This window comes from Virgibacillus sp. Bac330 (genome assembly GCF_003667845.1).
In the GTDB taxonomy this organism is placed as follows: Bacteria; Bacillota; Bacilli; order Bacillales; family Amphibacillaceae; genus Virgibacillus; species Virgibacillus chiguensis.
The window spans coordinates 738214-751102 of record NZ_CP033048.1; the positions used below are offsets into that span (position 1 = coordinate 738214).

10 protein-coding genes are annotated in these 12889 nt (G+C 35.5%); 8 read left to right on the forward strand and 2 right to left on the reverse strand.

Translation table 11 applies throughout. From position 1 onward, the window contains the following. Positions 1-252: 252 nt before the first annotated feature. From D9780_RS03185 to D9780_RS03195, 3 genes are read left to right on the forward strand one after another with little or no spacing between them, the layout of a single operon-like run. The gene (locus D9780_RS03185; RefSeq protein ID WP_121639267.1) at positions 253-1935 is read left to right on the forward strand and encodes an ABC transporter ATP-binding protein; all 1683 of its coding nucleotides are present in this window, start codon (positions 253-255) and stop codon (positions 1933-1935) included. Further along, a complete protein-coding gene (locus D9780_RS03190) occupies positions 1935-3956 on the forward strand; it encodes an ABC transporter ATP-binding protein (protein ID WP_121639268.1) in 2022 nt (673 codons plus the stop codon). The genes D9780_RS03185 and D9780_RS03190 overlap by 1 nt, the downstream gene beginning before the upstream one ends. Before the next feature lie 31 nt (positions 3957-3987). After that, positions 3988-4809, forward strand: a complete 822-nt coding sequence (locus tag D9780_RS03195; protein WP_073006001.1) for a S1C family serine protease — start codon at positions 3988-3990, stop codon at positions 4807-4809. Between the two features lie 208 nt (positions 4810-5017). On the opposite strand, the gene D9780_RS03200 is transcribed toward D9780_RS03195, so the two are convergent. Beyond that, complete coding sequence (locus D9780_RS03200) at positions 5018-6595, reverse strand: BCCT family transporter (RefSeq protein ID WP_121639269.1); 1578 nt, start codon at positions 6593-6595, stop codon at positions 5018-5020. A gap of 1135 nt (positions 6596-7730) precedes the next feature. Between D9780_RS03200 and sigI the strand changes: the two genes are divergently transcribed. Beyond that, complete coding sequence (gene sigI / locus D9780_RS03210; RefSeq protein ID WP_073006006.1) at positions 7731-8459, forward strand: RNA polymerase sigma-I factor; 729 nt, start codon at positions 7731-7733, stop codon at positions 8457-8459. Then, positions 8456-9193, forward strand: coding sequence for an anti-sigma factor domain-containing protein (locus tag D9780_RS03215; protein ID WP_121639270.1), 738 nt, complete (start codon positions 8456-8458; stop codon positions 9191-9193). The genes sigI and D9780_RS03215 overlap by 4 nt, the downstream gene beginning before the upstream one ends. A 58-nt stretch (positions 9194-9251) precedes the next feature. Here D9780_RS03215 and D9780_RS03220 read toward each other — a convergent pair whose 3' ends face one another. Then, positions 9252-9488: a YhdB family protein gene (locus D9780_RS03220; protein WP_121639271.1), complete on the reverse strand. Its 237-nt coding sequence runs from the start codon at positions 9486-9488 to the stop codon at positions 9252-9254. A 287-nt stretch (positions 9489-9775) separates the two neighbouring features. On the opposite strand from D9780_RS03220, the gene D9780_RS03225 reads away from it, so the two are divergent. The 3 genes from D9780_RS03225 to D9780_RS03235 all read left to right on the forward strand — a co-directional run bounded on the left by D9780_RS03225 (position 9776) and on the right by D9780_RS03235 (position 12792). After that, positions 9776-10396: a YhcN/YlaJ family sporulation lipoprotein gene (locus D9780_RS03225; RefSeq protein ID WP_121639272.1), complete on the forward strand. Its 621-nt coding sequence runs from the start codon at positions 9776-9778 to the stop codon at positions 10394-10396. Positions 10397-10562: 166 nt separating this feature from the next. Then, a complete protein-coding gene (locus D9780_RS03230; RefSeq protein ID WP_121639273.1) occupies positions 10563-11930 on the forward strand; it encodes a dipeptidase in 1368 nt (455 codons plus the stop codon). A 103-nt stretch (positions 11931-12033) separates the two neighbouring features. Continuing rightward, the gene (locus tag D9780_RS03235) at positions 12034-12792 is read left to right on the forward strand and encodes a (S)-benzoin forming benzil reductase (RefSeq protein WP_162985774.1); all 759 of its coding nucleotides are present in this window, start codon (positions 12034-12036) and stop codon (positions 12790-12792) included. Positions 12793-12889: the final 97 nt, after the last annotated feature.

Genomic DNA, 12889 nt, shown 5'->3' on the forward strand with positions numbered 1-12889 from the left:
GCCCCACCAGCGGAGCTTAGAATGGATTGTCCGTGGTACGCTATTCATGCGGATGTTGCCTTAAGGCATTTTTTCAACCATCCGTCGTTTACATCTCACCACGGACACAAACAAGGTCAAGGGTGGTGGTAGGGTGACCTTCACTTAAAGCCCTAATCTGATGAGAATATTTTATGTGTCTCGCTTAATTTTACAATCTAGGAAAAATTAAATTGGTTTTTTAGGTACTATTGGAAACGGTATGTATTTGCTATTATTTCCCTAATTATAGCTAGCGCTATTGGATTGATCCCACCCAAGATTGCTGGTTATACCATTGATCAAATTCAATTTGAAACATTAACATTACAATTGCTGACAGCTATTATTATTGGTTACGTACTTTTAATTATCATTCATTATTCCATTTCATTTTTATGGGATTACACACTATTTAGTGGCGCTGTCATTTTAGAAAAATGGATGCGTAGTAAACTGATGCAGCATTTTTTATCCATGACACCAATATTTTTCAGTAAATATCGAACTGGAGATTTAATGGCGCGAAGTACGAACGATTTAAAAGCAATTAGTTTAACAGCAGGTTTTGGTGTGCTTACATTGGTCGATTCTAGCATTTTTATGCTCATGATCATTGCGATGATGGGCTTTACAATTAGTTGGAAGCTGACACTTGCCGCGCTTATTCCATTGCCAATTATGGCTATAGTAATGAATAAATATGGCGCTGCTATTCATAAACGATTTTCCACAGCACAAGCAGCGTTTGGAGAAATGAATAACGAAGTATTGGAATCCATTAAAGGCGTTCGGGTAATTCGAGCTTTTGTGCAGGAGAAATATGATGCGAAGCGCTTTGAACAACGTACTAAAGATGTATATGACAAAAATATTGCTGTAGCTAAGATTGATGCTTTATTTGAACCAACGATGAAAATACTTGTTGGATTGTCGTATACGATTGGACTTGGATATGGGGCTTTGCTTGTTTTTGAAAATGTATTAACATTAGGAGATTTAGTAACATTTAACGTATATTTAGGTATGCTTATTTGGCCTATGTTTGCCGTAGGGGAGTTAATTAATGTTTTACAACGAGGAAATGCTTCCTTAGATCGAATAAACCATATATTACATTATCAAGCGGATGTAACAGAGTCGGATGTGCCCGTACATGTAGAAAAAGTAACATCTATCACATTTGATCATGTTTCGTTTGCTTATCCGAATACGGATAAAAATCAATTAGAACAGGTGTCTTTTCAAATTAAACAAGGAGAGACACTTGGGGTAGTTGGGAAAACAGGGGCGGGAAAAACAACTTTATTTAAATTATTATTACGTCAATATTCAGGAGTTAAAGGAGAGATTCGTATATCAGATGTAAATGTGAGTGATTTAGCTTTGAATACGATTCGCTCTTGGATTGGGTATGTTCCTCAGGATCAAATGATGTTCTCGAAAACAATTCGAGAAAATATTCAGTTTGGTAAAGAAGACGCAACCGATGAAGAAATATTTCGAGTGATGGAGCTCGCCCATTTCTTAAATGATATAAAACAGCTCCCAAATGGGTTAGATACACAAGTTGGAGAGAGCGGTGTGACTTTATCAGGAGGTCAAAAGCAAAGAGTCGCCTTGGCGAGAGCTTTTATTAAGTGTCCTGAACTCCTAATACTAGACGATTCTTTATCAGCTGTGGATGGAAATACAGAAGCAAACATTTTAGAGCATTTACGAGCAGAGAGGCAAAATAAAACGACAATTATTGCCGCTCACCGACTGTCTGCTGTAACCCATGCAGATCATATTATCGTGCTCCATGAGGGGCAAATTGTTGAGCAGGGAACACATGATGAGTTGATGCAGCTGCAAGGTTGGTATTACACCCAATATGTACAACAGCAGCTTCATGGGGTGGAGGTGACAGGATAATGTCTACAGAAAAACGATTAGTTGCATATGCTTTTCCGTTTAAGAAACATATTCTAATTGGCTTGATATGCTTAATTATTGCCGTCGTTCTTGAACTAGCGGGTCCATTAATTGCGAAGCGGGTTATAGATGAGCATATTTTAGGCATAGAAGGGACTTGGAATCAAGTAAGAGAGCAAAATGATCGCTATACAGTGGAGTATAAAAGCAAACATTTTAAACGATCAGACCGCATGGAAAGCGATGAAACAACTTTAGAAGATATGGTTACCATTTTAGCGGTAGGATCAAGCTATTATTTTATTAATGATGACGTACCGCTTGAAGGTGAAAGGCAAATTCAAGATGATACGCTCACGGTAAAAACAGCTGAAGCTGAGCAGCAATTTACTGCTAATAAATTGTCCTTAGCAGAAATCTATCCATTTTTTAAGCCAGAACAAAGACCTATTCTTTATTTGCTTAGCTTATATGTTGGTTTATTAGTTATCGCTGGTTTCTTTCAATTTTATCAAACTTTTTTATTGCAAAAAGCTTCTAATCAGATTGTCAGAAAGATGCGAAATGACTTATTTGAGCATACACAGCGCATTCCCATTAATTATTTCGTCGATCAGCCTGCTGGTAAGATCGTAGCTAGAATTACAAATGATACCGAGGCAATTCGAGATTTATATGAACGTGTATTATCGATTATAGTTACAAGTGTTATCTATATGGCAGGAATATTTGTGGCCCTGTTTCTATTGGATGCGCGACTTGCTTTATGGTGTTTACTATTAATCCCGTTAATTTGGGGATGGATGAAGTTATATAAGCATTTTGGTACGAAATACAATCAAGTGATCCGTTCAACGATAAGTGAAATTAATGGAAATATTAATGAAGCAATTCAAGGTATGCCAATTATTCAAGCATTCCAAAGAGAAAAAAAGACAAAGCAAGAGTTTGAGAAGTTAAATCAAAAACATTATATCTATCAGCGTAAGTTGGTGAAATTAAGTGCTTTAACTTCGTATAACTTGGTGACTGTATTTCGAAATATTGCTTTTGTTGGTTTTATTTGGTATTTTGGTTCTGCATCGCTAGAACCGACAAGCGCCATATCTATAGGTCTACTTTATGCGTTTACCGATTATTTAACGCGGCTATTTGAACCGGTTACTGATATTGTGAATCAATTACCTCTAATTGAGCAAGCAAGAGTTGCAGGAAGTCGTGTATTTACTTTAATAGATCATAAAGGGGAATACGTAACTGACAACAAAGTGGAGCGTTATAACGGACATATTCGTTTTGATAACGTATGGTTTGCTTATAAAGAGGAAGATTATGTGCTCCGGGATATTTCATTTGAAATAAAACCTGGCGAAACGGCAGCTTTTGTTGGGCATACGGGTTCAGGAAAAAGCTCTATTATGAATGTGTTGTTTCGGTTTTATGATCCACAACAAGGAATAATCACCATTGATGGCTATTCAACACTTGATTGGTCCAGACAACAAACTCGAAGTCATATGGGAATTGTGCTTCAAGACCCTTTTTTATTCTCGGGAACAATTATTTCTAATGTAACGATGAATGATCCAGCCATTTCAATTGATAAAGCAAAACAAGCGTTAAAGGCAGTTGGCGCTGACACATTTATTGAAAAGCTTCCAAATCAGTATGAAGCAGAAGTTGGTGAGGGAGGCACGACTTTCTCATTAGGAGAGAGGCAACTAATATCCTTTGCACGCGCACTCGCTTTTGATCCTGCAATTCTTATATTAGATGAAGCTACCGCTAATATTGATACGGAGACAGAAGCAATGATTCAAAAAGCTTTAGAAATTCTTAAAATAGGGCGTACGACATTGGTGATTGCACATCGATTATCAACCATCCAACAAGCTAATACCATTTTTGTATTAGATCATGGTACGATAAAAGAAAAGGGAGATCATAATACTTTGTTACAAGCAAAAGGTATCTATTATCACATGTATCAGATGCAACAAAGTAGTAAATCTGCTGTTTAAAATAGGAATTATTCATGTTGTGGGGTGGCTTATGGATAAAAATGAAGAGCAAAAGCATGATATTATAGATGAAGATTTATATGAAGAAATAGATGAAGAAGAACTATATGAACTTGTGCAGAGGGAAAAAGAGAAAGCATTGGCAAGAGAAAGAGAAGCTAAAGAGAACAAACGCCCCAAGCGTCCATTTCCTAAATGGGTGTTCTGGTTAATTGCATGGATGCTATTATTAAATGTTGTTGCTCTTCTCCCTCAGACGTTTTCTATTCCAGCGATAGATTTTCTCTACAAATCAGCTAAGCTCTCGCTGCAGGATGATATACAAACGTACAAACAAGCAGTAGTAACGATTGAAACAAAGGACTCTAAAGGTACAGGCTTCTCCATAACATCAGATGGTGTCATTTTAACAAATCACCATGTGGTAGAAGGGGAAGAAAAAGTCGCTGTTGCTTTTCCAGAAGATGGATTACATGAAGCGGAAGTAAAGGAAACGCACCCAACTATTGATTTAGCCGTTTTGCAAGCAGATGTAAAAGATGTTCCATTCTTGAAATTGACCAAAGAGACAGCTGTGCAACCAGATCAACCGATTCGTTTTATAGGCAATCCGTTAAATTTTAATGGGATTGCCAACGAAGGGGAAATTATTGATTACACATCGCTTAGCTCATGGGAAGAAGAAGTGGTGATGATCGAAGCACCGGTGTATCGTGGAAATAGTGGCAGCCCTGTATTGAATGAATCTGGAGAAGTGATTGGCATTATCTTTGCGACATTAGATGATAAAAAGCATGGAAAAGTAGGTTTGTTTTATCCGATTCATTATTATTATGAGTACAGAACAAATTAGGTGAGCTAGCTCATACGGATAGATTCATAAAAAAATATGTATATAATACCCTCGTTCATGCTTATTAAAAAGAAGTCTTAAGATCTCCTGAAGGTAGGCAGATTAAAAAATAGAATCTGTCTACCTTCAGGGGAGTTTTTTATGTATAAGAAAAACGGAGGCGTTTTCCGCTATAAGGCTTGGCGAAAAGACCAGTTTTTCTAACATGTTATTGCTTTTCTCTTTTTTCTTTTCCAGTAATGAAGATGGTTGGAGACTTAAATTCCCTCGACATACGCAAGTCATAATTAGAAGCTTTAACAAATGACCATGCTAATAGAAACATGATGAAAATCAGTGGGAAGCCAGCAACAATGCTAGCTGTTTGCAATGTTTCTAAATCGCCGATAAACATTAAGACAAGCGGTAATAAACAGAGCATAAATGCCCAAAATAAACGGTTCCAACGTAATGGTTCTCCCGTTACTTGTTTTTGAACAACAGATGCTAAAATATAAGATGAGGAGTCAAATGTAGTTGCTAAAAATAGAATAGCTAAAATAGAGAAAGCAGCCACAACAATATTGGACATCGGCAACTGGTGAAGGACTTCAATAATGGCTGCTGGAGCACCGTATTCATTCATAAAGCTAATAACATCGAAAGCCCCCGTTAGTTGAAGGTAAAGACCGAAATTGCCAAGTATACCAAAGAATAGGACACATCCGAATGTTCCATATATCATCGTTCCTAAAACCATTTCTTTAATAGTGCGCCCTCTGGAAATACGAGCGACAAATAAACCTACAAATGGTGCATATACAACCCACCATGCCCAATAAAAAACAGTCCATGACTCAGGAAAACCTGTTTCAGTAAATCCGCCAAAATCTCTAAATGGTTCTAACCATGTAGCCATGCGAAAGAAATTATCGGCTAGAATTCCTAGACTATTAAAAGTCGTTTCACTAATAAACAAAGTTGGTCCAAATATAAAAACAAACGCCATCAAGAGAATGGTTAACCAAATACTGATATCACTTAGCACTTTAATCCCTCGGCGTAATCCAGAATAAGCACTAATTGCAAAAATAATGGTACATAATATCATAATGGCTGCTTTTAAGCCTAATGTAACAGGGATACCTGTTAAGTCATGGACACCTTCAGCAATCATAGGAGTTCCTAAAGCTAATGTTGTGCCTGCGCCACCCATAAGACCGAATATAAATAGAATATCAATAATATTGCCTATCGGACCATCAACCAACTTTCCTAAAACAGGTCGCACTGCTTCACTTACTTTTAACACAGGCTTTTTTCGAACATAGTAAAAATAGGCAATTGGTAAAGCAGGTAATGTGTAAATAGCCCAAGCAATAGGTCCCCAGTGAAAGATCCCATAAGTAGAGGCCCATTCTACAGCTTCATTTGATTTCGGAGTTGCGCCAAAGGGGGGTCCTTGGTAATAGTAAGCCCATTCTATCATTCCCCAATATAGAATACTGGAACCAATACCAGCTGCAAATAACATAGCAGCCCAAGAAAATGTGCTAAATTCTTTCTTATCCTCTCTATTTCCTAACTTTATACGTCCGTTTTTACTAAAAGCGACATAAATTAAAAAAAGGAAACAGAAAAGCCCGATCAATAAATAAAGAATTCCAAAGTTACTTGTCATAAAGTTATTGGCTAATCCTATAACTTCAGCTCCAGCCTCTGGGAAAAATATAAGCGGTAGAGAAACCCCTAATAAAATCACCAGTGCCCCTAAAAATGTTGGCCAATCAATTAGTTTAAATCGCATTCAAAATCAAACACCTTTCTTTTATTAATGTCATATTTTGCCGATTTTTAAGGACTCTATTAGCTTAACAAAGTAGGCATAAACAAACAACTGGCAAAAAAGTTCATAAAATAAATATTTTAAATGATTTATAAGATTTACGCTTAAGAATAGTTCATTTCCTTAGATATACTTGTATTTACTGCTAATACGTAGCAGCATATTCCATAAATTACGCAAACATCATTTCTATCCTCTTTGTACTGTGAGAAAGCAAAAATTTCAGTTTTCAGAGTAAGCAAATTTTACTATAATGTTTTTTAATGGAACCAAAAAGTATGCAAGTATGAGACATAATCTTCATATAATGTACGAGTAAGATAGTGTTGTCGGTACTATAGGGATTATTTTAAGGAAATATAGAATGGGAAAACGGAAAGTTTCTATGACTATAAAGCAATACGGCCAGGCCTTCTACATAAACTGCTTAATGAAAAAGCTTCAAGTACCATTCTCTCGGAGGCAACGTAGTAATCTTGTTACATAATAGTCACGCCTATTTAAACAAATTGTAACGATTTTGTGATAGCTAATAGACCAGCGATACGTTAAGATATAATAACTTGTCTGGTTAAAGATAAATTTATTTTTTTACGGTAAGAAAACATAAATTTTTAAGGGTTTATAGTTTAAGAAAAACGACGCGTTTGATCGTCATAAAGACTTTGGCGATAGCCAAAGTCTTCTAATGTATTATATAAAAGTATAAAACTTTAAGATAGATAGTCTAAGCTAAACTACGTTTGTACCATAAACATGTGGAGATAAGGACTTTAAAAATAAAACAATAAATTTTCGCATTAGATTTATCAAAGGCTATATTTTTTAATGAAAACGGCGAAAATTGTCGAATGTATATGTATTTTAATTAATATTTGCTTCATAATTTTTATAAAGATGGTGAAAACATCGTGAAATATATAAAGGCTTTAAATAATTTAAAAAAATCGGCACTCATTTTTCGAAAACAAAGCAGCAATTTAATTATAAACAAATGTAGGAATCTTCTTGGACAACTTCTGATGAAGGAGAATATTACGCCCAAAAAAGATTGTAGTAAAACGAAATTTATATTATTCAAGGGGGCTTTTCCTATATGTTAGATCATATAAAAAAAGATACACCTCTTGAAGAACTGGTTGTAATGGCGCAACATGGTGAGCAATCCGTTCAAAATTATTTACTTAAAACGTATCAGCCATTTGTTGCAAAATGTGTATCAGAAGTGTGTAAACGTTACATAGATATAGCAAACGATGATGAATTTAGTATAGGGCTTTCGGCGTTTAATGAGGCAATTAAATCCTATAACAGAGAAAGGGGTAGCTCTTTTTTAGGGTTCGCGAAACTAGTTATTAAACGAAAAGTAATTGATTATATTCGCTATACGCAAAAGAATCCTACTGTGTTATCGTTAGATGAAATATACGATGCAGATTTATTAGAGAATCCCACCGAAATACTAGCCGTAAAGAAACAGTATCAATTGGCACAAGATTCTTGGCATAGAAAGCAGGAAATTTTAGATTTTAAAGAGAAATTAAAAGTGTACAAGCTAAGTTTAGATGAGCTAACGGAAGTAGCCCCAAAGCATCGAGATGCGAGAGAGTCGGCCATTCATACAGCTAAGGTATTATATGAGAATAAATCTTTAAGAGATTACGTATTAGCAAAACGTAAGCTACCAATTAAACAACTTGTTAAAAAAGTCGATATAAGTAAAAAGACAATTGAGCGAAACAGAAAGTATATTTTAGCTGTTTTTATTGTGCTTACAGAAGATTATTTATATTTAAAGGACTATTTAAAGGTGGTGAAGCAGTGAATAAAGGGATAATTATGGAAAAGCGCCGTGAGTATATGATTGTACTGACTAAAGATGGCGCTTTTCATAAAGCTATACCAATAAAAGGTGTAGATATAGGTATGGAAGTGTGTTTTGAGCCACTTTCAGATCAAGGGGAACTGAAGTTTATGCGAAGAAAGAAGCAGTATCATAACTTTTTTAGCTTCCTTGCCTTTGTAAGTATGATATGTTTATTTGTATTGCCTTTTTATTTTGTAGCAGATAATAATAGAGTTTATGCGTATGTAGGAATTGATATCAATCCTAGCATTGAATTTAAACTGGATAAGGATTTACATGTACAAGGAATACGATCAATTAATGACGAAGCTAAACGAATCTCTCAATACTTAATGAATTATAAGGACAAAAATGCAACCGATGTTATTCCATTATTTATTGAAAAGGTAGAACAAGCAGGTTTGACGAATAAGAATAAGCAGATGATTATCGGAGTTAGTTCGTTACAAGAAACAGACGTTACTTTGCTTGAGGAATTAAAGGAAAAATCAGTTTCTTTACAGGATTGGAAAATAACTACTGTGAAAGTCCCAAATGAAATTAGAAATATAGCAGAAGCGCAAAATGTATCCATGAATGAGTTAATGGCGAAAGAACTTGCAGAAAAAAAACCCATGCGTATCCAGTTTAAAAACGTGGAGGAATTGAAAAAGGAAGACAGAGCAATTATACAATCATTTTATAATTATTAAGTAACAACAATTATGTTGTTAATTGTAAGAGAGCTGCTGTTTATAAACAGCAGCTCTCTTACAATTTCAGAACTGTCGAAGGGTCATACTTCATAGCGTGATCTAGATAGTAAAGTAAATTGTCATGCGATTCCATTATTTTTTTTTCATCAAGGGAGTAGTGGAAAGCATGTAAAAATAATTGAATTTTTTTTGACAACATGTCATCATTTGTTCGAACCATAAGTACAAGCAAATCGTCCCAGTATCCCCAAAGTGTATAGTAAAGTGCTTTATCATAGTCAGGTATATCCAAATTCCTTCCCCTCCTTAAAACATAAGGGTTACTTCCCCCATATATAATCTGTTGTCATAAGGCTTCCTTCTCGAAATGAAAAAAGCGAAGCAGTAATTCATTTAAAACCAATTAAATTGAAAAATCTTCATCAATAGAGGACTTTACTTCTTTTTTAGCATTCCCGTATTATATATATATTGTCTAAAAGAAAAATGGTGTATTTGCCATAAAAAGGTGGGTCAGAGAACGTATAATCCTTTTATTTTGCTCCATACTAAGGGCAAAACAAAGGAGGTAGAACATAGATGAAACTGAAACTATTTACTTTCATCGCGATTCTTGGTTTAGTATTAGCAGGATGTATGAATGGTAATGACACCAATAAGGATAATGATGCGGCTAATGATAATGTAGAACAGACAAGGTACAATAATACGGGCGATGGTATGACTGGTGACCGAAATTACGACATGACAAGACAAGCGGAGCGTGATCAAGAAAGAAACAATAACCGTAATAATGAAAGCCGTTATGAAGTATCTAAGGAGTCTGCTGAAAGAATCACGGATGAAATTGATGAGATTGACACAGCATATGTATTGACAATGGGTAACAATGCATACGTTGCAGCAGGGTTAGACTCCAATGATACGAACGTAGAAAACAAAAACAAAGGAAACAATACGGCAAATAATATGAATAATGTAGATGAAGGTAATGATCTCACAAGTGATGTGAAATCTAGAGTGAAGGAAATTGTTCAATCCGTTGACGCTGATATTAACAATGTATATGTCTCAACAAACCCAGACTTCGTTAATTTAACACAAAACTATGCAAACGATATGGAGAATGGTGAACCTGTTGAAGGATTTTTTGACCAATTTGGCAATATGATAGAACGATTATTTCCGCAAAACCGCTAATTAAAAGGAGTAAGCCTTAAAAAGAGGTTTACTCCTATTTAATTCGTACAAAATTTCCCGGGAAATGATTACGTTTAATAAATACAGGAACAAAGAAAGTGCTCTCTTTAGTAAAATAATAAGAATATGCTAAAATATATATAATTACCTAAAGGGGGGCTCCGTCATGAGTGAACAAGTATTGCTATACTTAAAAAAAAATCGATCATATTTTCTGAAACGGCTGTTTAAATTCTTAGAAATACCTAGTATTAGCACAGATAGCGATTATAAGGAAGATATGGAAAAAGCAGCAGACTTCATTGTTACATATTTGCAAGAGATTGGGTTTGACTCCGCTGAGAAACAGCCAACAAATAACCATTCGCTTGTTTATGGTGAATACAATAGCGCTGGAAAAGATGCGCCGACGGTGTTGTTCTATGGACATTATGATGTGCAACCAGCTGATCCAATGGAATTATGGCATAGTGACCCATTCCAACCAGAAATTAGAGACGGAAGGTTATATGCACGAGGTGCAAGTGACGACAAGGGACAAGTATTTATGCATTTGGCCGTATTTGAAGCTTTTTTAAAAACAGAAGGAAAACTACCTGTGAACGTTAAAGTATGTATTGAAGGTGAAGAAGAAATTGGTAGTGAGAATTTATATAACATATTGCAAGAACACCAAGAGCAGTTTACGGCAGATTTTGCAGTGATATCTGATTCGGGGATGGTTGCTAAAAATCAGCCAACCATTTTGTATGGCTTAAAAGGATTCACAGGATTGGAGATTACCGTAAAAGGGCCGGACCATGATTTACATTCTGGCATGTATGGTGGGGCAATTAGAAATCCAATTATGGCATTAAGCCACATTTTATCCTCCATGAAAAATGAAGAAGAGTTTATTACAGTCGATGGCTTTTATGATGGTGTAGAGCCTCTATCTATTGAAGAGCGCAAAATGATGGCAGCTGTACCTAGTGAAGATTTTGCTAAATCCACTGGTGTAAATCAAACTGTTTCAGAAAAAGGATATACACCAGTCGAACATACAATGGGCCGCCCAACTTTTGAGGTGAATGGAATATTTGGTGGCTACCAAGGGGAAGGCACGAAGACAATTATTCCTTCTTCGGCAACAGCTAAAATAACTTGTCGTCTAGTACCTGGGCAAGATCCTGAAATAGTTCAACAACTATTGGAAGATCATATTTATAAGGTAGCGCCGTCAGGTGTTGAAGTTCATGTGGAAAAAGAAAAATTATCCGCTAAAGCGTATAAAGTAGAGCCGGATCATCCCTTAATAAAAAAAGCAGCAGAAGCATATACAAAAGCTTTTCAAGCTGAGACAGTGTATGTAAGAATGGGTGGATCTATACCTGTAGTAGAGTGGATAGAATCCATATATGGTATCCCTATTGTATTACTAGGCTTTGGAACACCAGAAGATCGTCTACATGCACCTAATGAGAGTTTTCCTTTGGATAGCTTTGATAAAGGGATGGAAACCATTGTCTATTACTGGAATTCAGTAGGTAATTAAAGGAGACTTTGTTAACTGTCTAATTAAAGTGGTTATCTCAACTAAATGAATAATTTTTGCAAGTAACATATGTAAACAATTTTTTATGAGAGTAGGATGGTTCATGGATTATGCAATTGTTACAGGAGCTTCACAAGGGTTGGGAAAAGAAATAGCTAAGTTGTTATTGAGTTACGGTGTACATGTAATCGGTATTTCCCGCAGTAAGATTATTGATTTACACAGTGTAGCCGATAAATATAAGGTTACTTTTCAAAGTGTTACTTATGATTTAGTGGATGTAGCAAATCTAGAAAAGTTGTTTGATACAATCACTACAAAGCATATGGAAAATGACGTTACAAAGCTTTATCTTGTGAATAATGCAGCCGTCATTGAACCGATTAATCAGGGAGCTCATATATCACCTACGTCTTTAAATTACCATTTTCAGATTAATGCTGTCGCGCCAATGGCATTAACGAATTTGTTCTTACAGTTTGCGAATCAAAAAGATATTCCACTAACTTGTTTAACAGTGACTTCTGGTGCTGCTGAAAAACCGACGTTTGGATGGACTGCTTATTGTAGTTCTAAGGCTAGTGTAAACATGTATACAAAAACCATTGCTAAAGAGCAAGATGAGTTAAAAACAAAACATACTATCGTTGCTTTCAGTCCAGGTGTTATGGATACGGAGATGCAAGCACAAATTCGTTCGAGTGAAAAATCTGCATTTCAAGCAGTAGACACATTTAAAGCGTACTATGAAACTAAACGGTTACAACAAGCAGATAAAATTGCCTCTATAGCTACAGAAATCATGTTAGACAATAACATAGAAAATGGACGAATATATTATGCGCGAGATTATTTATCTTAAGAGTTAATGTCAAAATTTGAATAATTGGAAGAAGTTTATGATGATAGGATTTGTTGATTTTTACCTGACAAGTTTTTCTAATTATGAATATATGCTG